The sequence below is a fragment of the uncultured Agrobacterium sp. genome, from assembly GCA_913777615.1.
In the GTDB taxonomy this organism is placed as follows: domain Bacteria; phylum Pseudomonadota; class Alphaproteobacteria; order Rhizobiales; family Rhizobiaceae; genus Agrobacterium.
In genome coordinates, this window is sequence record CAJYTK010000004.1 from 83,422 (window position 1) to 106,591 (window position 23,170).

A 23,170-nucleotide genomic window follows, 5' to 3' on the forward strand; every position below is an offset into this window, starting at 1 on the left:
CTTACCTCAGCTTCAGTGTGGCGAGACCGAGCATGGCAAGACCGACGGAGATGATCCAGAAGCGGATAACAACCTGGCTTTCCGTCCAGCCCTTCTTTTCAAAATGGTGGTGGATCGGCGCCATGAGAAAAACACGACGTCCAGTGCGCTTGAACCAGAACACCTGGATGATGACGGAGAGCGTTTCCATCACGAAGAGACCGCCGACGATGACCATCACGATCTCATGCTTGACGGCAACGGCAATCGAGCCAATCAGACCACCGAGTGCGAGCGAGCCAGTGTCGCCCATGAAGATCGCGGCAGGCGGCGCATTGAACCAGAGGAAGCCGAGACCGGCACCGATGACAGCGCCGACGATCACCGCAAGCTCACCCGTTCCCGGCACGAAGTTGATCTGCAGATAATTGGCGAAGATGGCATTGCCGACGAGATAGGAAATCACGCCGAAGGTCGCCGCAGCAATCATCACCGGCACGATAGCAAGACCGTCGAGACCGTCCGTCAGGTTCACCGCGTTACCCGCCGCGACGATGACGAAGGCGCCGAAGAGAACGAAGAAGTAGCCAAGATTGATGACGAATTCCTTGAAGAACGGAAACGCGACTGAGCTCCCAAGCGTCCCTCCATGCGGTGCGGTCGCCAGCGCAATTTGCATCATGAAAAACGTGGCGATGGCAGCAATGACGAATTCGATGCCCAGACGCGCCTTGCCGGAAAAGCCCTTGTCACTCTGCTTCGTTACCTTGAGGTAGTCATCGTAAAAGCCGATCGCGCCGAAGCCAAGCGTCACCAGAAGAACCGCAACGACATAGACATTCGACAGATCGCCCCAAAGCAGCGATCCGCCGAGAATGCCGGCGAGGATCATCAAGCCGCCCATGGTCGGCGTACCGGCCTTCTTGAAATGCGTCTGCGGGCCGTCGGCACGGATTGGCTGACCCTTGCCCTGGCGAATGCGCAGCGAATTGATGATGGCCGGTCCGAACAGGAAGACGATGAGCGCTGAGGTGAAGAGCGCGGCACCTGCCCGGAACGTGATGTACCTGAACAGGTTGAAGATTTGAATTTTGTCCGACAGTTCAACGAGCCAGATCAGCATGTTTGCCCTTTCGAAAGGCGGTCGAAGCGGCGGGCGGGAGGATGACCAGCACCGCTTCGAGGTTCTTGTTTCCGTATCGAGCGCAAAAAGCCGAAAATTTCGGCCTTTCAGGCTTCCTAATTCTGGCGCTCCGTCTCGGGGAATGCCGGATACTTGTCAAGAAGAGCCGACACAATCTTGCCGAAACCGATGCCAAGTGACGATTTTATCATCACCACGTCGCCCGGCTGCACCCATTTCAGCACGAACTCCGCCAGTTCACCTGTTGTTGGAAACCAGGAGACATTGACGCTTTCCGGCAGCGCATCGCGCAGATACGCCATCGATTCTCCCGCAAGCCACACATGTTCGATACCGGCAGACAAGATCGGGCTCGACAGATCTTCATGGACCTCGGCGGCGAACTCGCCCATTTCCAGCATATCGCCGAGAACCGCGATGCGCCGCCCATTCCCGTGCACCTCGGCCTGCGCCAGAAGCGCAATTGCCGCACGCATGGAAGCAGGGTTGGCATTATAGCTTTCGTCGATCAGCAGGAATGAGCCGTCACCGATGGAACGGCGATGCCGCTCTCCCCTGCCCTTGACCGGCTTCAGAGCGCCAAGCGCCTGGAATGCGCGGTCGAGATTGGCGCCCGTGACAGCCACGGCACCGAGCGCCGCCATGGCGTTTTCAGCGATGTGACGACCCGGAATAGCGATATTGAGCTCGCTCGTTTCGCCATTGATGATGGCCCAAATGGTCGATCCGTTCGGCGTGCTTTCGAAATCTGCCAGACGAAAATCGGCCTTGGCATGCTGGCCGAACGTTAGAATATGTTCGATGCCGACATTGATCGCGGTAGCTTCCAACCGCTCGAACTGCGCATTGTCTCGGTTGAGAATGACGGCGCCGCCCGGCACCACGCCCTCGAAAATTTCCGCCTTCGCGTCAGCGATCTCTTCGAGGCTATTGAAGTTGCCAAGATGTGCTGCAGCAATGGTGGTGATGATCGCCAGATGCGGTTTCACCTGCTTGACCAGCGGGCGGATTTCGTTGGGGTGGTTCATGCCCACCTCGAACACGCCGAATTCGGTATCTGCCGGCATACGCGCTAACGTCAGCGGCACGCCCCAGTGATTGTTGAAGGACGACACCGCCGCATGAACCTTGCCCGATGGCGCCAGCACCTGCCGCAGCATTTCCTTGGTGGTCGTCTTGCCGACGGAACCGGTGACCGCAATGATGCGGGCCGAGGTTCTTTCGCGCGCGGCGATACCGAGCTTGACCAGTGCGCTGAGCACGTCGTCGACAACGATCATCGGCACGGTCAAACGACCTAGCGCTGGCAGCTTTGCCTCGGCAACGACCATCAGGCTCGCGCCATTCGCAACGGCAAAGCTCGCATAATCATGGCCGTCGACGCGATCGCCCTTGATGGCGAAGAAGGCTTCGCCCTGCTGCACCGTGCGGCTGTCGATGGAAATTCCCGTAATGCCTTGCGGCAGATTGCCGACCGGACGACCAGCCGTAATGGCGATCATGTCCGCAACTGTCCATAACCAGTTCAAATCTTCAATCCTTCCAGCGCCGAACGCACCTGTTCATGGTCGGAAAACGGCAGCGTCACGCCGCCAATGATCTGACCTTCCTCGTGCCCCTTGCCCGCAACGATCAATGTGTCTCCATTCCCCAGCATCGACACGGCATGGCGGATCGCCTCTGCGCGGTCTGCAATCTCCAGTGCGCCCTGTGCCGCCGCCATGATCTCGGATCGAATGGTGGCGGGCTCCTCCGAACGCGGGTTGTCGTCTGTGACGATGACAACGTCCGAAAGCCGTGTGGCGACCTCGCCCATGATCGGACGCTTGCCCTTGTCACGGTCGCCGCCGCAGCCGAAAACAGTAATGATGCGACCCGAGGTGAAAGGACGCACGGAGGTCAGAACGTTCTCCAGCGCGTCCGGCTTGTGAGCATAATCCACGTAAGCCAACGCGCCGTTCTTCGTCTGCCCTACCAGTTCCAGACGACCGGCAGCGCCAATCAGCTTTTCCAGCGCTTTCATGGCTACCGCCACAGGCACACCGGTGGACATGGCAAGACCCGCTGAAACGAGAGCATTGGCCACCTGGAAGTCGCCGGCGAGCGGAATATCCACTTCGTGAATTGCGCCTTCGTGATGCACTTCGATCATCTGCTTGTGGCGAAAGTGCTCTACACGCTTCAGCGCCAGATAGTCACCCTTTCGACCCACGGTGCGCACGTCGTGACCGGCTTTGGTCGCGACCTCTATTGCCTGCGCAGACCATGGGTCGTCGGCAAAGATGACGACCGGAGAGCCCTTCGGAAGAAGAGTATCGAAGAGCCGCATCTTGGCGGCCATGTAGTCCTCGACGGTCGGATGGTAGTCCATATGATCGCGGCCGAGATTGGTGAAACCGGCAGCCGAGAGCTTGACGCCGTCGAGACGGCGCTGGTCGAGACCATGGCTCGACGCCTCCATGGCCGCATGCGTCACGCCTTCTGCGGCGAGTTCTGCCAGAAGCGCATGCAACGAAACAGGATCGGGCGTGGTGAGCGAGCCGTACTCCTCACGGCCAGGCGCAATAACGCCGGTGGTGCCGATCTGTGCTGCGGGATGGCCGGCAAAAGCCCAAATCTGGCGGGTGAAGGATGCAACGGAAGTCTTGCCAGCCGTACCGGTCACGGCAACCATGGTTTCCGGCTGTTTTCCGTAAAAGCGGGCGGCAGCGAGCGCGAGATACAATCTCGGATCGGAAACGACGAGAACCGGTACGTCTGCGGATACAGGCTGGCCGGTCACGACCGCGGCCGCACCCTTGGCGACGGCATCCTTTACGAAACTCGTGCCGTCCGCCTTATTGCCTGCAACGGCAACGAAGAGCGCGCCCGGCTCGACCTTGCGGCTATCAGCCGTGATCGAGGTGATGGTCAGCGCTCCGGCATCTGCGCGAAGCAATTCATTCAGTTCCGGAAACGACTGTCCCGATAGATCTCGCAAATTCATTGATGTGTCCGTCATGTCCCCCCGACGCGAATCGCCGGTCCATCATAAGCTGTACCAATCAATAAGACACGAGCAAGGCCGAGCCATCCTTACCGAACTTCGGCTTCACGCCGAGGATCGCGGCAGAGCGGGCGATGATGTCATGCACCATCGGAGCCGCGGAAGAGCCTGCAAGTGCCGCACCATTGCCCTTGTCCGTCTTCGGTTCGTCGATGAAGGAAAGCACGACATATTCTGGCTTCTCCATCGGGAAAGCCGAGAGGAAGGCGTTGAAGTTCTTGTCATGCACGTAGCGGCCATTGACCACCTTGTCGGCAGTACCCGTCTTGCCACCCACGTTGAAGCCTTCGACACGGGCGTTACGGCCTGAGCCGTTGACGCCATTCCACTCGAACAGGAAGCGCATGTCACGGCTAGTGGTGGGCTTGATGACCTGCTTGGCGACGAGATCGGCCTGTTCGACAGTGCGCGGCAGGAAGGTTGGCTCGATCAGCTTGCCGCCATTGACGAGTGCCGCACCGGCAATTGCCGTTTGCAGCGGGGTCGTCGAAACACCGTGACCGAAGGAGATCGTGATGGAGTTGATCTTCTTCCACTGGCGCGGCTGCGTCGGCATTGCCACTTCCGGAAGCTCCGTCTGCATTTTGGACAACAGGCCAAGACGCGTCAGAAACTCCTTATGCCCTTCCGTACCGACCGTATCGGCGATTTTCGCCGTGCCGATGTTGGACGAATACTGGAAGATTTCAGGCACGGAAAGCACGCGGCCTTTGCCGTGGAAATCCTTGATGGTGAAGCCACCGATGCGGATCGGGAAGCGGGCATCGAAGGTGGACCCCAAGTTGATGCCACCCTCGTCCAGACCCATGGCGATGGTGAAGGATTTGAAGGTCGAGCCCATTTCGAACGTACCGTTCGACATGCGGTTCAGCCAGCCTTCCTTGGCGCCTTCCGCCGGATTGTTGGGATCGTAATCCGGCAGTGATGCCATGGCGAGGATTTCGCCCGTATGCACATTGATAACGACAGCACCCGCGCCGATCGCCTGGAATTTCTGGATAGCGTTGACCACCACTTCGCGCACGATGGCCTGGACGCGGAGATCGATGGAAAGCTTCACCGGCTCCAGCGGCTGATCGGACGTCATGCCGAGTGCGGTCAGATCCGCAAGGCCCTGACTGTCGAGATAACGCTCCATGCCGGCAACGCCGCGGTTATCGATATTGACATGGCCGATGACGTGCGCTGCTGTCGGGCCACCGGGATAGAAGCGACGTTTCTCAGGCCGAAAGCCGATGCCGGGAATGCCGAGCGCGAGAATCTGACTCTGCTGCTTCGGCGTCAACTGACGGCGCAGCCACTGGAAGCGTGAACTGGAGGTCAGCTTCTGATAGGTGCCGCGCGTATCGAGATCGGGAAGAACCGTGCGCAGCTTCTCGATTGCCTCGTCGACATCGACGATGCGATGCGGTTCGGCAAAGAGCGATACGGTGCGGATATCGGTGGCGAGCACTTCGCCATTGCGGTCCAGAAGGTCGGGACGCGAGGCCATCAGCCTGTCGGCAGGCGCGATGCTGGACACTGTTTCCTGCTGGGCCAGACCATATTGCACCAGACGACCGCCGATGACGCCGTAGAAGCAGACGAAGCCGAAGATCAAAAGGCCGACGCGGCTTTTTGCCTGCGAAGCGCGCTTCTTGCGCGCACCGTCAAACGCAGCATGGTCCGCTCCGCCAATCGTGCTGGCGGAGAAATGGGCCTTGCTCTTCAAAACCATGACGCGGGAGAGAAAAGACATCAGTCCACCGATCCTGTTATCGTTTCATCCATTTCGCCAGACTCGTCGCCAACCGGCGCTCTTGGCGCAGGCATCGGCTGCTTCGGCGCGCGTGCCACATGAGAGCGCGGCGCCGGTGCTGGAACAGGCTTGCCGCCAGTAGCGACAATCTGGCCGGCAGGCGCAGACTTCGGCTTGGCACCACCAAGTGTGGCACCCGGCTTCGAACCATTGACGGCCGCAGCAATCACGTCCTCGACGCTCATGCCTTCAGGCTCTGGCGGCTGCGGCAACTGCGAACGCAGCATCGGCAGTTCCTGCGGCTGCGCCAGCTGCGTCGGCAAGGTGGGCGCCAACTGGAGATCGGCCTGATAGGCATTGACGAGACGATGCAGGCGGTTCGGCTGCGTTAGAAGCGCCCAGTCGGCCCGCAGTAGATCGATCGTGTCGCGCTCTAGCCTGATCTCGGCTTCGAGCTTCTTGACCGATTCAAGCTTGAGATCGGCCTGATGCTTGATGGAATAGGTGACGACGGCTGCTGCCACCATCACGCCGACGAGGATGAGGTCGAGTGTGCGTAGCATATCAGCCTCCCATCTTTTCAAGGCTGGCGAGATCAGGAAGTTCGAAAATTGACATGTCCGGCGAACGGACCGCAGCGTTGGTGCGAATACCCGCACGCAGCTTGGCGGAACGGGCACGCGGATTCATCTCCGCCTCTTCCTCGCTCGCAGCGATCATCGGCTTGCCCAGCGCATCGAAGATCGCCGGCTTGTCTTCGACCATCGGCATGTGACGGGACCCTGCCGCACGGCCGGAACGATCAGCGAAATACTTCTTCACGATGCGATCTTCCAGCGAGTGAAAAGTAACGACCACGAGACGACCACCGGGCTTCAATACCTGCTCGGCAGCAAATAAGGCTTTGGCCAGTTCGCCTAGTTCGTCATTGACGAAGACGCGCAGCGCCTGGAAAACACGGGTTGCGGGATGTATCTTGTCCTTCGCCTTGCGGGGCGTGACGATTTCTATCAGCCCGGCAAGATCGCGGGTGGTGCGGAAAGGCTCCTCGGCACGCTTCTTCTCGATGGCGCGAGCAATACGCCCAGCCTGCTTTTCCTCACCGAGGAAGCCGAAAATGCGGATCAGATCGCCGACCTTGCAGCGATTGACGACATCGGCAGCCGACACGCCGGATGCGGACATGCGCATGTCGAGTGGGCCGTTCTTCTGAAAGGAGAAGCCGCGCTCTGCCTCGTCGATCTGCATGGAGGACACGCCGATATCGAGCACGACGCCGTCAAGCCCTTCAGAGGGTGCGTGCGTTGCCAGATCGGAAAATTGCGATTGAATGAGAGAAAGCCGCCCGCCATTGGCTGCGACCATCGCTTGTCCGCCAGCAATGGCGGTGGGATCGCGGTCAAGCGCAATCACGTTGGCGCCACAATCGAGGATCGCCTGGGTGTAGCCGCCAGCGCCGAATGTACCGTCGAGAATGATCTTGCCTTGAGCGGGATCGAGCGCGCTTAAAACTTCGCGAAGGAGAACCGGAATGTGGCGAACAGGTCCGCCACCGGCATCAGAAGATCGTCCGCCAGAATTCGCCGCCATTCCGTGTCCCCGCCTTATACGGGACGAACAGCAGAAAAACTGCGCCCCGCTCTTGCGGCCGTCTGCGCCTCGTGAAACGCCTCCGGCCGCCACAACTGAAAATGATCCGCCCGACCGACAAAGGTCACTTCCGCGGTGATGCCGGTGAAGTCCCGGATGAAATCCGTGACCATCAGCCGCCCTTCCCCGTCGAGCTTCATGAACACGCCGCCACCGTGAACCAGCAGCGACATCGCATTTGCTTCCGGCGAAAACGCGTCCATCGACGCGATCTGCCGCTCGTAGCGATCCAACAGGTCCGGCCCGCCAATGCTGATGGCCGGAAAGGCAAAATCCTGAAGGCAATAAAGCTCCTGGATTTCGCGCTGCGCCAACACCGAACGAAACGCCGAAGGAACCGAAACGCGCCCCTTGGCGTCGATCCTGTTCGTCACGTTCGATAAAAAGCGCCCCATGTGACAACTCGCCAAAAACGCCTGAAGCCGCATGCTCAGACGACACCGATACGCACGACAAATCGCTGACCGGCAGAACCAAAAGTCCTGCAGCCTTGGAAAGGCCTTGTCTCCGTTTCAGCGATTGCGGGTCAAAAACACGACCCCTTGCGGTGTGCATTTGGGTTACCATGGGACACTATGGGCGTCAATGGGAGAAGGCGGCGCGAACCGACTTCGGATTCGAATATTCATATCCCGTTAAGTTTAACGAATGGTTTACCGGCAAGGGTTTGAAGCGACTTCTTCACTTGACCTAACGGAAGTCAGGAGCAAAAATTATCGAACGATAACAAGAGCCTATTCCGATGAGCGGAATCTGCTTCGCACCACTTTGGAAAAAGAGAAAAATCGCCAGTTGGCCTGTAAGCCGGGTTCTGTATGGCTCCGGTTTGACCCGGAACGTGGCAGCCATTCATCTGGGACGACATTTGCATGCCGCCTCGCGCAACCCACCCGGATGACTCGCCCGGAAACAGGCTGTAGGCACTGCTTTGGCAGCGCCCCACGTCATCCCTATTCGGTCTTGCTCCCGGTGGGGTTTACCATGCCACCCCTGTTACCAGCGGCGCGGTGGGCTCTTACCCCACCCTTTCACCCTTACCACCTAAAAGGTGGCGGTCTACTCTCTGCGGCACTTTCCCTAGGGTCGCCCCCGCCGGACGTTATCCGGCACCGTGTTTCCGTGGAGCCCGGACTTTCCTCACCCTACCGTCTTTCGACATTGGTAAAGCGCGGCTGCCCGGCCAACTGGCACGCGCTCCTTAGACGGGTTCAGGATGAAAAGCCAACGGAAAATCGGCACGCTCTGGAGCGCGTTCGCAGATGGTGGCAACGCTATGGACAAAAGACCGGTGCGAAATCGGTTTCGTATCCCTCATCCTTGAGGTGGCCTTGCCTCAGGAGCACCGCGCCCAGCCGCCCGATCTCGTCAGAGCTCTTCGCCGCCGCACCGCAGCCGCCTGTCAGAACAGCAATCCGTTGCGATCCGCAATAGCCGATCGCCGGATAACCGCTCGACGTATAGGACGTGACGCAGCCTGCCATCGACAATCTCTCCACATCGATACCGGGAACGAGCGTCTTGACGATGGCTGCGAGATTGTCGCGCACCTCAGGCTTACCGCCAGCGCGAAACCAGGCGCGCAGTTCCGCGTCGCTGCCCAGCAGAATATCTTCGGGCTCACCGCCGATTTTTAGATAGGTCTTGCCATCAGGATAGAGGACGGGGGGCAAGAGATAGATATGCTTGCTCGCGTCACTCGGCTCGTAGATCAGCGATGGCATTTCGGCATAGTCTGCAAGCTTGGTGTTGTCGATTTCGAAGAAAGCAACCGTGCGACCATAGACTTCCATCGAAAGAGGCTCAGGGAGCAGTCCCATTGCGATGGAAAATCCGCCCGCAGCAACCAGCACCTTTTCCGCTGTATAGCGCTTGCCGGAGACCGTCGTGACAATCGCCAAACCACCCTCGTCGCGCACCGAAACCGCAACGTCGTCATAGCGCGTAACACCGCGCTTCTCGGCGGCAACAATCTGTGCCCGCACCAACCCACGTGGATTGATGTGTCCGGCATTGCGCGGCTCGAACACGCCTTCGCAACCGCTTTCAAAGGAAAAGTAAGGAAAGCGCTGGATCAACTCGGCATCGCCCAGAACTTGTGTTTCAACACCAAGCGTCTCTGCCGCCGCGCAGACATTCTCGATATAGGGAACACCCGTGCCGCGCGCCTTGCCGACGATCAGGCAACCGACCTCATGGTAGAAATCGATGCCGCTCTCGTTTTCAATTTCCTGGTAACGCGCAATCGAGCGATTGGCGAGCCGGGCCCAATCCGCATCGTCATCGATGGTGCGCGTAATCCGCGCCGCATCGTAATGGCTGGCAAACACACCCTGATGACGTGCGATGTCCGCCGGCTCATTCGGCCCGATCAGCGCGACGCCATCCGACCCAAGAGACAGATGCCGGGCCGCGGCAGCCCCCATCATACCCGCGCCGACGACGATGTATTTAAACTGCGCTGCCATGCCCGGTGTCCTCCAATTTGAGATTCTGCTTCAGTGACTTGTAGCGGCTTCTTGAATCACCGTCAGAGAGATTTAAGACATCGATGAAGGCGCACGTCTGCGACAACGTCTGCATCATTGACATCGTCAAACGAACACCGGCGCCATCTGCGCTGCAAAATCATCCTCGCCGAGTTGCCCCTCCAGCAGAAGCACTGCTCCCAGACGGCCGATTTCGTCGGACGATTTTGCCGAGACGAAATTGCCACCAGTCAGGACCGCGATATTGGAAGACGATGTGTAGCCGATGTAGGGATAGCCGGTGCGAGTGATGGAGGCGACGCAGGAGCCGGAGGTGATGGGACATCCTGCAAGAGCCGGCATCAATTCGACAGCACGGCGGACAAGGAATTCCACTTCACTCGCCGTTCCATCCGAATGAAACCATCGGATCGCCTGATCGAGCGTGTCCAAACGGCCCTTCTCGCTTTCACCGCCGATCTTCAAATAGACCTTGCCATCAGGATATCGCACAGGTGGAAGGATATAGACGATGTCGTCTTCGTTTTCCGCAAGGACGATAGTGGATGGCATACCGGCGAAGGCTTTCTGCTTGTCTTCATCGAGTTCGAAGAAGGCGATGGTCCGGCCGGTGGCCGCCATATCGACTTTGACGGGCAGGATATCGCCCATATTCGTGAAGCCGCCAGCCGCCACGATGACTTTTTGCGCCGAGTAGCGCGCACCTTCCGATGTTTCGACCTCGACACCGCGAGAGCTGTCGAAAACCTTGGCAACCGTCTCACGAACGATCGAGGCACCCTGCTGCTCGGCGATCGCGATCTGGGCCTTGACCATCGCGCGTGGATTGACGTAGCCGGCATTACGCGGCTCGAACCATCCATGATGATCCTGCGGTAGCGAGAACATCGGAAAGCGAGCCGAAAGCGAGCGGGTATCGTAGGTTTCGACCGTCAACCCCAAGGCGTCCTTGCGACCCATGGCGCCCGATACGTATGCACCGCCGAGACCCGCGCCGTTGCCGCTGAAGAGGCAGCCGACCTCGTGATAAAAGCCAATGCCGCTCTTTTGCTCGATCTCGCCGTAACGAGAGATCGAGCGCTTCGCAAGCTCAGCCCACACGGGATCGCCATCGAAGCCGCGTGTGATTCGCGCCTCGTCGTAATGGCTTGAGAACACGCCATGATGGGTCTTTCGGTTCGAAGGTTCGGCAGGACCGATCAAAGCGACCCCGTCCGTCTGCGACGAGAGATGGCGAGCTGCGGCAGCACCCATCATCCCGGCTCCGATCACGATATACCTAAAGTCTCTCATGCTGCGCTCCACCACTTGCGCTTTTTTGACTAACAAACTCTGCTCATCGAAAAAAGCCCCGGCTTACGAATGCCGCGTCGTGCCCGATCAGCCCTCGATCAATGCCTGAACCTTTCCGCAATAGGCCTTGGACACCGGGTTCATGCGGGTGGCGGCGTGACCTGCATTGTAGCGCAAAATGGTGCTGCACACCTCGCCACCTCCAAGTTGGTGCGCAGTGGCAAGATATTGCATACCCCAGCGGATATTGATTTCAGGGTCGTAGAGCGCCTTCACCGTGCCGCGATAACCTATCATTCGTGCGGTGGCGGGTTTGATCTGCATCAGCCCCACTTCGCCCGCACTGCCTCGGGCCTTTGGGTTGAAGCGGCTTTCGACGGCAACAACAGCATGCGCCAGATTGATCGGTACGCCGTAGCGCTTGGCGTATTTGACGATGAGATCGGAGTAATCGTTCTTCAGCGTGGCGGGAAGGGTTCGCTCGGGGATGGGATAGCCGGGCTTGCGGAAAAAGGTCTGCAGCGTCACGGTCTTAGTCTTCACATCATCCTTGGCCAAAACAATACCGGTCTGCACGGCCAGCATCGAGATGCAGACCGAGACAGAAACAATCACATTTCTCATTAGTATAAATAGTCTCCAGGCACAAAGACGTGCAGTAATGGACACGCAAGGGCGCGCATCCGGGAAGTCATCGCGACTTTCCCGCCGAACGTCTTCATCATTGATAGTATCGGCGTCGAGGACGATATCCAGCCAGCCGCATTTCGATGCGGCGTTTAAAGTCGGCTAATAAGGATTTACTGTGGCAGAGTTCTACAACTACGTCGAAGAGCGGATTCGATCACAGCGGTTTTATCGAAATCGCAGTTACGCGTTCTTGTATTTTGGCAGTTGCGAAATCAGCCTGTGCAGTGTGTCGATGGTGGAGAAATCGGCAATCCCATCCACCAGGGCAGGCCGGAAATGACGCTGAAAGGATGCGACGGCACCCTCCGTTTTCTCACAGTAAGCACCAGAAATTTCAACGCCATAACCGTAAAGAGACAGCATTGACTGCAAGGCCTCGACCGGCTGGCCGCTATCGCCGCGCTGAAAGAAACGTCCGCCGCCGACGGACGCCGGTTGAACCCAGTGGCCAACACCCTTCTGCGACAGGATGTCCCACGGGAATTTCTCACCGGGATCAACCTTGCGAACAGGTGCGATGTCCGAGTGCGCGAGCACCCGTTCCGGCTTGATCGACCACCGCGAGCCACAGTCGCGACACAATTCAGCGACTGCATTTATCTGGGCTTCAGGAAACTCCGGCAATCCGGCGGGATGGCCGCCATTGGCGATTTCGATGCCGATCGAGCGCGAGTTCAGGTCGGTCTCTCCCGCCCAAAAGCTCTTGCCCGCATGCCAGGCGCGACGGCTTTCCGCCACCATCTGAATGATGCGTCCGTCCTCGAAGACGAGATAATGGCTGGACACCTGACTTGCCGGATCGCAAAGCCACGTCAGCGCCCGTTCAGCGCTTTCCATACCGGTGTAATGTAGAATGATGGCATCGGGTGCGCTCACGCCCACTCGCTCGCCATGGTTTGGCGAGGGCTGGACGCTGGCACCGGCATAGTCCGGCGTGAAGTCACTCATGCGACGCGGCGTTCTCTCTCGATGGCTGCATAGGCGGCGTTGAGTGCCGCCATACGCTCATTTGCCGCCGCATGCAATTCCATGGGCACGCCTCGAGCGATCAGCTTGTCGGGATGATGTTCCGCGACCAGCAGACGGTAGCGCTTGCGAATATCGGAGAAGTCGTCTGACGGCGAAACGCCAAGCACACGGTAGGGATCTCGTCCCTCCATATGAACGTGACGCGCCATGATCATTTCGAAGTGATCGTCGGTGATGCGGAAGATTTCCGCGATTCGACCAAGGAACGCCAATTCTCTTTCGTGAATCAGGCCATCAGCCTTGGCGATGTGGAACAAGCCGTCAACCACGCTTTCCAGCATCTCGCAATTTTCCTGTCCGGTGCCGCAAAGACCCGAAAGCCGCTCGGCGTAAGCTTCGTAACCGGCGACATCCTGACGCGCCAGATTATAAAGCCTTGCGACGTTTCTGGCTTCTTCTTCGGGAAAATCGAATATCTGGCGGAAAGCGCGGACCTCTGCGTCGTTGACCACACCGTCGGCTTTAGCCATCTTGGCGGAAAGCGCGATGATGGCAACGGAGAAGGAAACCTTTCGCCGTGTTTCCGGGTCGCCCTCGAAGACGGTGCGTACCGCTTCGATCACACGACCAAGCACGTTTCCTGCCGCTTCGCCGATTGCGCCGAGCAGCCGTTCCCAAAGGGATGAAATTTGCAAACAGGCGAAATCGAACATCATGTCTATCAGCATGACGGCTCCGTGGTTGGAATGCAATATGCATAAAGGTCGCAGATCATTAAGTTTTCGTCATGATAGTTTGGCGTAGCGCTGATCACCAACTGCAAGTGTAACAGCTTTTCCACAGCCAAGTTCCGGGATGACGAACACTTGTAATCATTGAAACGATTATATTGCCGACGCGGTTCACCGTTCTTCGAAAATACCGCGAAATACCCGTTTTTCTTGAGAAATTCACTTTACATGACCATGATGCTGTCGCATCCATTTGCCCCGACACGCGTTGGAACTGACAAAGGAGAGCCTCGATGGCCAAACAGAAAGTCGCAATGTTGACCGCGGGCGGCCTGGCGCCCTGCCTCTCATCTGCTGTCGGCGGATTGATCGAGCGTTACACCGACATCGCTCCCGAGATCGACATTGTGGCATACCGCTCCGGCTACCAGGGCGTGCTTCTGGGCGACAGCGTCGCAATCACCAAAGAAATGCGCGAAAAAGCTCCGCTCCTGCATCGCTACGGCGGCTCGCCAATCGGCAACAGCCGCGTGAAACTGACCAATGCTGCAGACTGCGCCAAGCGCGGACTGGTGAAGGAAGGCCAGAACCCGTTGCAGGTTGCCGCAGACCGCCTCGCCAAGGACGGGGTGACCATTCTCCATACCATTGGCGGCGACGACACCAACACAACCGCCGCCGATCTCGCCGCTTATCTCGGTGCAAATGGTTATGATCTCACCGTCGTCGGTCTTCCGAAGACTGTCGATAACGACGTGGTGCCGATCAAGCAGTCGCTCGGCGCATGGACGGCTGCCGAAGTCGGCGCGAATTTCTTCGACAATGTCAGCAATGAACAGAGTGCTGCACCCAAGACCTTCGTCATTCACGAGGTCATGGGCCGCCACTGCGGCTGGCTGACGGCCGCAACTGCACGCGCCTATATCCAGAAGGTCAAAGGCAACGACTATGTCGAAGGCCTGTTAATGGGCGAGGAATTGAAGCGCATCGATGGTCTTTATCTGCCAGAAATGGCCTTCGACATTCAGGCGGAAGCCGAACGCCTGAAAAAAATCATGGAGAAGAACGGCTTCGTGACACTCTTCGTGTCGGAAGGAGCGGGCCTTGATTCCATCGTGGCGGAGCGTGAAGCGGCTGGCGAAGCGATCAAGCGCGACGCCTTCGGTCACGTGAAGATCGATACGATCAATGTCGGCGGCTGGTTCCAGAAGCAATTCGCAAGCCTTATCGGCGCCGAGCGCACCATGGTGCAGAAGTCGGGCTATTATGCCCGCTCCGCTCCCGCCAACGGCGAAGACCTGCGGCTGATTCACAGCATGGTCGATCTCGCGGTAGAAAGTGCGCTCAACAGAATCTCCGGCGTCACCGGCCATGATGAGGATCAGGGCGGGAAGCTGCGCACGATCGAGTTCCCGCGCATCAAGGGCGGCAAGCACTTCGACATCTCCGCGCCGTGGTTCGGCGACGTTATGAATCACATCGGCCAGCCCTTTAAGGCTGCATAAACTGAGGCGTCTGCCTCGACAAAACAGACGAAATTCGCGTGGTTATGCATCCATTGGCCCGGAAATCGGTTTGATTTCCGGGCCAATGATTCCTGTACGCCGTGAGGGTATGAAGAACCTGGCGTGGCTTTCGCACAACGCGGAGCGGGAAAGACGGCGATGTTGGCAACTCCATGTGACGAAGGCTTTATTATCGCCTCGTTGCTTGGTAAATTGATCGGATGGGCAAGGAGGTATTCATGTCCGCACAAGTCTGGCTGGTCTTCTTGGCAGCCTGTACCATTCTTTTCGCATTGCCATCGCCCGTCGCCTTCAAGGTGGCAACCTACGCGGTTGTCCGCGGCAAGCGCACCATGATCGCGTCCGTCACAGGCGCGGCACTTGGTGTCATGATGACCTTTACGGCTGCCGCGATCGCGATTGCTGCGACGACGTTTGCACCTCAATCCTTCATCGAAATTTTTCAATGGGCGGCCAGCGGCTGGTTGATGCTCTTTGCTCTGTGGACGGTTGCTACACCGGCAGCACGCGAATCTCAGGCGGAGAACGACAATCTACCGGGCAGAACGCTCGGCTCAATCTTCGTCGATTGTTTTATGCTGTCGGCCTTGCGACTGCGCTACTTCGCATTCTTCATCGCTTTCCTGTCGCAGTTCATCAACCGCTCACGCGATACCCTCGAGATGTTGACGCAGATGCAGGCTACGGCTCTGCTCGTTTCGATTTTGTGCCTGACGCTTCAAGCGTTTTTTGGCCGTAGCACTATCGCTCTCGTGCGCCGTGCGTCGGCCACGAAAAGGATCAAAAGCGCCCGTGGAACACGCTTCATAACGGGTCGCGCCGTGTCCGCCGGCTATCGTCGAATCGCGGCCTGACACACAACTGCTTCTCACCGTCTTGCTGGATTCCTTACAATGCGTTAATGATCCGCCCAGGAGACTGCGTGCTTCGTTTGATACGGGGGCATCAAACGGCAGGCAAATTAGAGGCGGCAGCATGATATTTTCTGACAATTTGCGCCTTCGATCGGCGTCACTTTTGTCGTCCACTATGGGCTTGGCACTGGCATTGGCAGGATGCACCAGCGTCGAATATTCCGCAAATTCAGACATTAAATCCCCCAAGATTGCAGCAGCATCCGCTCCCGCGCATGCACCGTCTACAGCACCTGAAGCGCAGGCGCAGACTGAAGGTCAGCAGCCCGGCACTGTTGCGGCGGCAGCACCAAGCACCGCCACAAACAACGCAAGCTCTCAAATCGAAGTCGCATCGGCGTCTGCTACCACGCCCCTTCCCGCCGCCGCAGCCGTCAAGGGCGGTCGCATCGCACTACCACCCGCCGCCGAAATTGCAGCCGCAGCGGCCATTTCCGCGCAGATGCAGTCGCCGGCCGGCGCACCGCAGATGGCGTCTGCCTCGACCGGCGCCTCGCTCGGCGCAACCCCCGTTGCAGCAACAGCGATGACCACCGGACACGCAGCCGGTCTTCAAGCCGCGGCCAGCACGTCCGCAACCGCATCCCTGCCGCAGGTCGCCGCGGTCAAGGGCGCGTTTCCGCCAGCGCCACCACCGCCCGGCACCCCATCGGCTGCGCCTGTGCAGTTGACCGAAGACATGGTGCGGGCACAAACCATTGTTCCGCTGCCAAAGCCGGACAGCACCGTGCTTGCCTATGCCTCCGCCTCGCAGAACGCAGCATTGGCTGCGATCAGCACGCGCGAGGGTCTCAGCACCGGACCGCAGCCCGTCGGTCGCGAGAAGCTCAGCGGTCTGATCTCCAAATACGCCACCATGTACAGCGTGCCGGAAGATCTGGTTCACCGCGTCGTCATGCGCGAAAGCCGTTACAATCCCGGCGCTTACAATCATGGCCATTTCGGTCTGATGCAGATCAAGCACGCCACAGCACGTTCCATGGGCTTCAATGGCCCGGCTTCCGGCCTCTTCGATGCCGAAACCAACCTGCGCTATGCGGTAAAATATCTGAGCGGCGCCTGGAAGGTTTCCGAGAACGACCGCGACGGTGCCGTTCGGCTTTATGCCCGTGGCTACTACTACGACGCCAAGCGCAAAGGCATGCTCCACGTCCTGCGCCAGTAGCAGACGGGCAAGTTCTTTCCCTCATATCAATTTGAACTGCTGCGCAGTTTTGGGTTGAAATCCAGCTGTGAGCATGTGGCCGACAGGTGCAGTGGCGCAACGTCACCCTGCCCGCTCGTGCCTCTCACCCGTATCTGCCGTCATGAAACTGTTGCGTCCTAACGCTACACGCCTGTCACCCGAACGATAGGTGGAATCATATGACGAATGCTGCCCCCAAAACCGGCTTCAGCAAAAACACCAAGCTCAAAAGCGCACTTCTCCAGCACAAGCCGATATCGACCAGCGGCTTTTCGGAACGGCTGTTCGGCATGCTGTTTTCCGGCCTCGTCTATCCACAGATCTGGGAAGACCCAGAGGTCGACATGCAAGCCATGGAACTGCGCGAAGGCCATAGCATCGTCACCATCGGTTCTGGCGGCTGTAATGCATTGGCCTATCTGTCGCGCAGCCCAAAAAGCATCGATGTCGTTGATCTCAACCCGCACCACATTGCGCTGAACCGCCTGAAGCTTGCAGCTTTTCGTCACCTGCCGAGCCATAGCGACGTGGTGCGCCAATTCGGAAAAGCCGATATCGCCACCAACAGCCACGGCTATGATCGCTTCATCGCTCCAAACCTCGACCCGCAGACGCGCGCTTACTGGTCTAAGCGAACCATCGCAGGACGCCGTCGCATCTCGGTCTTTGATCGCAACATCTACCGCACCGGCCTACTCGGACGCTTTATCGGTGCAGGTCATATCCTGGCGCGCCTTCACGGAGTGAAGCTCAACGACTTGGCGAATGCCCGTTCTGTCGAAGAGCAGCGTCAATTCTTCGATCAAAAGGTCGCCCCGCTCTTCGACAAGCCGATGGTGCGCTGGCTTACCAGACGCAAGAGCTCACTCTTTGGTCTTGGCATTCCACCTAAGCAATATGACGAACTTGCCAGCCTTTCAGACGGCAATACCATAGCGCCGGTGTTGCGCAGACGCCTGGAAAAGCTCGCATGTGATTTTCCACTGAAAGACAATTACTTCGCCTGGCAGGCTTTCGCCCGTCGCTACCCGGACGCAGGCGAAGGGGCGCTACCGGATTATCTGAAGGCGGATTATTATGACGCCATTCGTCGAAATACCGATCGCGTCAGCGTCCACCACGCTACCTTCACGGAGCTTTTGGCTTCGAAACCCGCCTCATCGGTAGATCGTTACGTGCTGCTGGACGCGCAGGACTGGATGAGCGACGTGCAGATCAACGACTTGTGGGCGCAGATCAGCCGCACGGCGACAGCCGATGCCCGAGTGATCTTCCGCACAGCGGCAGAAAAAAGTGTCATCGAAGGCCGTCTTTCATCCGATATTCGTGCACAATGGTCCTATCTCGAAGACCGCTCACTGGAGCTCAACGCAAAAGACCGCTCAGCCATCTATGGCGGCTTTCATATCTATCAGAGGGCGTCAGCATGAAGAGCATCGGAGACAGCGTGGGGCTTGCTGACGTTCAGCATGCAACCCTCATGGACAGGATGTACCGCCACCAGCGGCACATCTATGACATCACACGCAAATACTATCTCCTCGGCCGTGACAGAACCATCGAGCGCCTGGATGTGCCCCATGGCGGAAGCCTCCTGGAAGTCGGCTGCGGCACTGGCCGAAATCTTCTCCTCGCAGCCCGCCACTTTCCGCTCGCCAAGCTCTATGGCCTGGATATCTCCTCCGAAATGCTTGCGACTGCGGCGGAAAACTTTTCGGGAAAGACGGCGCGTCCCACCTTGCGTGTGTCCGACGCCACCACGTTCCGCCTTTCAGAATTTGGCCGCAACGATGGTTTCGATCGGATCATGATCTCCTACGCAATCTCGATGATCCCGGAATGGGAGAAGGCCATCGAACGCGCCCTCCTCTCGCTCGCGCCTGGCGGATCCTTGCACATCGTCGATTTCGGCCAGCAGGAACAGCTGCCGGTCTGGTTCCGCTCACTGCTTCAGGCATGGCTGACGAAGTTTCACGTCACCCCCAGGGCCAATCTGCGCTTTGTGCTGGAAACGCTTGCCGGAAGGCACAATGCTCGACTGGAATTCGAGCCGATTGCACGTGGCTACGCCTGGAGGGCGGTGCTGACCACGCCCAACAGCTGACTGACGTTTTCAGGATGATTTTATCGCGCGGACTCTTGTCATAACCGCTTGTTTACCCTGTTATGGTAAACGAGGATTAACGATATGCGCTTTCGAACCGAAGGCCGTCATCGGCGCGACATCATTTAACTGGGAACATCATGCGGCGGCTCATTCCGGCTCTTCTTGGCACCTTGCTGCTTGTCAGCGGCTGCACCTCCACCAGCTATGATTTTCTGGAAACCGCATCCGTTGCGAGACCGAAATTCAAGGATAGCGATCCGCATGATTTTGGCCGCAAATCGCCACATGGTCATGAGGTCCACGGCATCGACATCTCCAAATGGAATGGCGAGATCGACTGGGCGACGGTGCGCAAATCCGGCGTGTCCTTTGCCTTCATCAAGGCAACGGAAGGGACCGACCGCGTGGATTCCCGTTTTGACGACTACTGGCGCGGTGCCGCCGCCGCCGGTGTGCCGCACGCGCCCTACCACTTCTATTATTTTTGCGCCCCTGCGGAAGCGCAGGCTGAGTGGTTCATCCGCAACGTGCCGAAGGAATCGATGAAGCTGCCGCCGGTTCTCGATGTGGAGTGGAACCCTGCCTCGCCGACCTGCAAGACCCGCCCTTCGCCGGACGTCGTACGCGCCGAAATTCAGCGCTTTCTCACCCGCATCGAAAATTACTACGGCAAGCGTCCGATCATCTACACCAGCGTCGATTTTCACCGCGACAATCTCGTCGGTCAGTTCAAGGATTACCGTTTCTGGGTGCGCTCGGTTGCCGCACACCCATCGGAAATCTATCCGGACCGCCAATGGGCCTTCTGGCAATATACCGGCACGGGCGTCATTCCCGGCATCAGCACGCCGACAGATATCAACGTCTTTGCTGGAAGCGAAAAGAACTGGCGCACATGGGTCGCCTCGGCGTCCAACACTCGCAGTTGAGGGCGACCAATCCTTCAAACTGGGAAGTTTTGCCAAGCCTCTCGTCGTGAAGCGGCTTGATACACTCGCGCCGCAGCCTTTTAACTTGATTTTTCCGCCGAGAAGGGCAGATGTGCTGCGAAATAATCGCAGGGCTTGAGGAAACCTAAGCCCTGCTATTGTCTTTCACGATGTCGCCCATGCTTCTGCCACAAAGGGCATGAAACCAGTGGGCCAATCGCACATTGAGGAATTCCGATGTTCAGCTTCCCGCAACGCAGCCTGGTAGTCGCTGCCACGCTCTTCGCCCTGTCCTGCGGCACCGCTCTTGCCGTAACCCCAACTGTCTCTGCCGATGATCCGAAACAGGTTGCCTGCGGTGGCGATCTGGCCACCTTTCTGAAAGGCGTGAAAGACGAGGCCGTGGCCAAGGGTGTTCCTGCAGAGGCCGTCGACAAGGCACTGGCAGGTGCGCAGATCGACCAGAAGGTCCTGGCGCGCGACCGCGCCCAGGGCGTTTTCCGCCAGACCTTCCTCGAGTTCTCGCAGCGCACCGTCAGCCAGGGCCGCCTGGACATGGGCCGCAAGAAGATTCAGGAATATTCCTCCATCTTCAAGCGTGCCGAAGACGAGTTCGGCGTACCAGCCGGTGTCATTGCCGCCTTCTGGGCTATGGAAACCGATTTCGGCGCCGTGCAGGGCGATTTCAACACGCGCAACGCTCTTGTGACGCTCTCGCATGATTGCCGCCGTCCGGAGCTCTTCCGACCACAGCTGATCGCGCTCACCGAAATGGTCCAGCATGGCGATCTAGACCCTGCGACCAACACCGGTGCATGGGCCGGCGAAATCGGCCAGGTGCAGATGCTGCCGAAGGACATTATTGCATTCGGCGTCGATGGTGATGGCGATGGCCACGTCAACGTCAAGGGCAGTGCGCCGGACGCCATCCTGACGGCTGCAAAGTTCATTCAGCATCTCGGCTTCAAGAAGGGTGAGCCCTGGATTCAGGAAGTGTCGGTGCCGGAAAACCTGCCATGGGAAAAATCCGGCCTCGGCGGGACGATGACCGCTGGTGAATGGTTCAACCTCGGGGTCACGCCGCGCGACGGCGACAAGAAGTTCGCAAATCTCCAGGCAGCGCTCATCATGCCGCAGGGCCGCAAGGGACCGACCTTCCTCACCTACCCGAACTTCAACATCTATCTCGAGTGGAACCAGTCGTTTATCTACACGACCTCTGCGGCCTATTTCGCCACACGTCTGATGGGCGCTCCGGTCTACAACAAAGGCAACCCGGATCCCGGCCTGAACGATGCCGAGATGAAGGAACTGCAGACGAAGCTGGATGCCAAGACACATGATGTCGGCAAGATCGATGGCATTCTTGGCTCCGGGACGCGCATCGCCGTTCAGCGCGAACAGCAGCGTCTGGGCCTGCCTGCCGATGGCTGGCCGACCCGCGAGCTTCTCGACAAGCTCTAATGATCTGAGACGATCGGATTCGATGAAAATGGCCGGGGGAAACCTCGGCCATTTACTTTTTTACGGTCAGAATAACGAAATCTTCACCGTGTAATATAAGTTGTTTTTCAATGGATTGCTGCCGCAATTTCACCCATAAGCGGCCTGTTTGGTGTGCAGTGCATCATAAAAAGCGCTTTTCAAAAGACACAAAACGGTCATAATGCTTACTGTCAACGAACAGGAGGCAGAGCATGGGACTTACAAATTCTCTTAATGCCTTGGCAGTCGGCGTGGCGTTTGCGTTTGTCGGATTGATGCTTTTCATCTGACGACACGTTGGGGTTTAGGACGCCCGGCCGCAAGTTGATCCTCATAAGCCATTAAAAAAGCGCAGGTTTTGGTACCTGCGCTTTTTTTATGCCGAATGACTGCGGTTCCATCAGGCAGCAGATCTGCGTGCTGGACGGAAGCCGACATTCTCCAGAACCGCATTCACCAGAGGCGCGCGGTTCATGGTGTAGAGATGAAATTCGTTAACGCCGCGGCGGCGCAGGTCTTGGATCTGCTCGGCGGCGACATCGGCGGCAACGTTGGCGCGGCCTGCCGGATCATCGTCATAACCAGCAAAGCGCTCGTCGAGAAAGGCTGGAATGCTGGTGCCGCAGCGACCGGCAAAACGCTTCAACTGCGTGAGGTTCTGGATTGGCATGATGCCCGGCACGACCGGTATTTTGATACCGGCTTTGGTGACGCGCTCCATGTAACGCTCGAAGATATCATTGTCGAAGAAGAATTGTGTCAGCGCCCGCGTTGCGCCGTTATCCGCCTTGAGCTTCAGCATCTCGATATCGACGGAGTTGCTTTCGCTCTCCGGATGCTTTTCCGGATAGGAGGACACCGAAATCTCGAAGTCGCCCAGTTCCTTCAGGCCGCGCACCAGGGCAGCGGCGTTCTCGTAGCCTTCCGGGTGCGGCCTGTAGGCCGTACCGATTCCCGTCGCAGGATCGCCTCGAAGCGCAACGAAATGCTTGACGCCCACATTGCGCAGCTCTTCCACAACCTCATGTGTCTCGCGCTTGCTGGCATCCACGCAGGTCAGGTGCGATGCCGTCGACAAGCCTGCCACCGAGATCATCCGGCGCACTGCTTCCAGCGTCGGCGCCTTGGTGGTGCCCCCTGCCCCATAGGTCACGGACACGAAGTCCGGGTTCCAGCGGGACAGTTCTTCCACCGTCTCCCAAAGCTGCACATCCATATCGGGGCTCTTCGGCGGGAAGAACTCGAAGGAAAGCTTGAAGTCGCTGGAAGGGTTGCGGTCGATTTCAGTCTTGGTCAT

General features: G+C 58.3%; 20 protein-coding genes and 1 other RNA gene. 7 read left to right on the forward strand and 14 right to left on the reverse strand.

What is annotated here, in order from left to right:
- Position 1: 1 nt before the first annotated feature.
- The 13 genes from mraY to QZ862_RS02530 all read right to left on the reverse strand — a co-directional run bounded on the left by mraY (position 2) and on the right by QZ862_RS02530 (position 13,711).
- The gene (gene mraY / locus QZ862_RS02470; protein WP_296015068.1) at positions 2–1,102 is read right to left on the reverse strand and encodes a phospho-N-acetylmuramoyl-pentapeptide-transferase; all 1,101 of its coding nucleotides are present in this window, start codon (positions 1,100–1,102) and stop codon (positions 2–4) included.
- 116 nt (positions 1,103–1,218) lie between these two features.
- Complete coding sequence (locus QZ862_RS02475) at positions 1,219–2,652, reverse strand: UDP-N-acetylmuramoylalanyl-D-glutamyl-2,6-diaminopimelate--D-alanyl-D-alanine ligase (protein WP_296097270.1); 1,434 nt, start codon at positions 2,650–2,652, stop codon at positions 1,219–1,221.
- Positions 2,649–4,109, reverse strand: coding sequence for a UDP-N-acetylmuramoyl-L-alanyl-D-glutamate--2,6-diaminopimelate ligase (locus tag QZ862_RS02480; protein WP_296097272.1), 1,461 nt, complete (start codon positions 4,107–4,109; stop codon positions 2,649–2,651). The genes QZ862_RS02475 and QZ862_RS02480 overlap by 4 nt, the downstream gene beginning before the upstream one ends.
- 58 nt (positions 4,110–4,167) lie before the next feature.
- Positions 4,168–5,907 (reverse strand): penicillin-binding protein 2, encoded by a 1,740-nt coding sequence (locus QZ862_RS02485; RefSeq protein ID WP_296015087.1) that lies wholly within the window; start codon positions 5,905–5,907, stop codon positions 4,168–4,170.
- Positions 5,907–6,470 carry a hypothetical protein gene (locus tag QZ862_RS02490; RefSeq protein WP_296015094.1) on the reverse strand — a complete coding sequence of 188 codons (564 nt, stop codon included), beginning with the start codon at positions 6,468–6,470 and terminating at the stop codon, positions 5,907–5,909. Before QZ862_RS02490 ends, QZ862_RS02485 begins: the two co-directional genes overlap by 1 nt.
- A 1-nt stretch (position 6,471) precedes the next feature.
- The gene (gene rsmH / locus QZ862_RS02495; protein WP_296097274.1) at positions 6,472–7,497 is read right to left on the reverse strand and encodes a 16S rRNA (cytosine(1402)-N(4))-methyltransferase RsmH; all 1,026 of its coding nucleotides are present in this window, start codon (positions 7,495–7,497) and stop codon (positions 6,472–6,474) included.
- A gap of 14 nt (positions 7,498–7,511) precedes the next feature.
- Positions 7,512–7,952 carry a division/cell wall cluster transcriptional repressor MraZ gene (mraZ, locus tag QZ862_RS02500; RefSeq protein WP_296015110.1) on the reverse strand — a complete coding sequence of 147 codons (441 nt, stop codon included), beginning with the start codon at positions 7,950–7,952 and terminating at the stop codon, positions 7,512–7,514.
- Positions 7,953–8,341: 389 nt separating this feature from the next.
- Positions 8,342–8,745: RNase P RNA component class A (gene rnpB / locus QZ862_RS02505), an RNA gene on the reverse strand.
- Positions 8,746–8,828: 83 nt separating this feature from the next.
- On the reverse strand, positions 8,829–10,022 hold the full coding sequence (locus QZ862_RS02510) for an FAD-dependent oxidoreductase (RefSeq protein WP_296097276.1): 1,194 nt from the start codon (positions 10,020–10,022) through the stop codon (positions 8,829–8,831).
- A gap of 126 nt (positions 10,023–10,148) precedes the next feature.
- The gene (locus QZ862_RS02515) at positions 10,149–11,336 is read right to left on the reverse strand and encodes an FAD-dependent oxidoreductase (protein ID WP_296097278.1); all 1,188 of its coding nucleotides are present in this window, start codon (positions 11,334–11,336) and stop codon (positions 10,149–10,151) included.
- 87 nt (positions 11,337–11,423) lie between these two features.
- Complete coding sequence (locus QZ862_RS02520; protein ID WP_296097281.1) at positions 11,424–11,960, reverse strand: transglycosylase SLT domain-containing protein; 537 nt, start codon at positions 11,958–11,960, stop codon at positions 11,424–11,426.
- 246 nt (positions 11,961–12,206) lie between these two features.
- On the reverse strand, positions 12,207–12,974 hold the full coding sequence (locus QZ862_RS02525; RefSeq protein WP_296097283.1) for an N-acetylmuramoyl-L-alanine amidase: 768 nt from the start codon (positions 12,972–12,974) through the stop codon (positions 12,207–12,209).
- Positions 12,971–13,711 (reverse strand): DnaJ family molecular chaperone, encoded by a 741-nt coding sequence (locus QZ862_RS02530; RefSeq protein WP_296076302.1) that lies wholly within the window; start codon positions 13,709–13,711, stop codon positions 12,971–12,973. The genes QZ862_RS02525 and QZ862_RS02530 overlap by 4 nt, the downstream gene beginning before the upstream one ends.
- Before the next feature lie 308 nt (positions 13,712–14,019).
- Here QZ862_RS02530 and QZ862_RS02535 point away from each other — a divergent pair, with 308 nt between their 5' ends.
- The 7 genes from QZ862_RS02535 to QZ862_RS02565 all read left to right on the forward strand — a co-directional run bounded on the left by QZ862_RS02535 (position 14,020) and on the right by QZ862_RS02565 (position 21,852).
- Positions 14,020–15,231 (forward strand): pyrophosphate--fructose-6-phosphate 1-phosphotransferase, encoded by a 1,212-nt coding sequence (locus QZ862_RS02535; RefSeq protein ID WP_296015179.1) that lies wholly within the window; start codon positions 14,020–14,022, stop codon positions 15,229–15,231.
- Between the two features lie 239 nt (positions 15,232–15,470).
- On the forward strand, positions 15,471–16,106 hold the full coding sequence (locus QZ862_RS02540; protein WP_296097284.1) for a LysE family transporter: 636 nt from the start codon (positions 15,471–15,473) through the stop codon (positions 16,104–16,106).
- 121 nt (positions 16,107–16,227) lie between these two features.
- Complete coding sequence (locus QZ862_RS02545) at positions 16,228–17,331, forward strand: lytic transglycosylase domain-containing protein (RefSeq protein ID WP_296097286.1); 1,104 nt, start codon at positions 16,228–16,230, stop codon at positions 17,329–17,331.
- A gap of 200 nt (positions 17,332–17,531) precedes the next feature.
- On the forward strand, positions 17,532–18,782 hold the full coding sequence (locus QZ862_RS02550) for a DUF3419 family protein (RefSeq protein WP_296076289.1): 1,251 nt from the start codon (positions 17,532–17,534) through the stop codon (positions 18,780–18,782).
- Positions 18,779–19,456 (forward strand): class I SAM-dependent methyltransferase, encoded by a 678-nt coding sequence (locus QZ862_RS02555; RefSeq protein ID WP_296015213.1) that lies wholly within the window; start codon positions 18,779–18,781, stop codon positions 19,454–19,456. The genes QZ862_RS02550 and QZ862_RS02555 overlap by 4 nt, the downstream gene beginning before the upstream one ends.
- A gap of 140 nt (positions 19,457–19,596) precedes the next feature.
- Positions 19,597–20,388 (forward strand): GH25 family lysozyme, encoded by a 792-nt coding sequence (locus QZ862_RS02560; RefSeq protein ID WP_296015215.1) that lies wholly within the window; start codon positions 19,597–19,599, stop codon positions 20,386–20,388.
- 237 nt (positions 20,389–20,625) lie between these two features.
- Positions 20,626–21,852 (forward strand): lytic murein transglycosylase, encoded by a 1,227-nt coding sequence (locus QZ862_RS02565; RefSeq protein ID WP_296097287.1) that lies wholly within the window; start codon positions 20,626–20,628, stop codon positions 21,850–21,852.
- 421 nt (positions 21,853–22,273) lie between these two features.
- Here QZ862_RS02565 and metF read toward each other — a convergent pair whose 3' ends face one another.
- Positions 22,274–23,170 (reverse strand): methylenetetrahydrofolate reductase [NAD(P)H], encoded by an 897-nt coding sequence (gene metF, locus QZ862_RS02570; RefSeq protein WP_296097289.1) that lies wholly within the window; start codon positions 23,168–23,170, stop codon positions 22,274–22,276.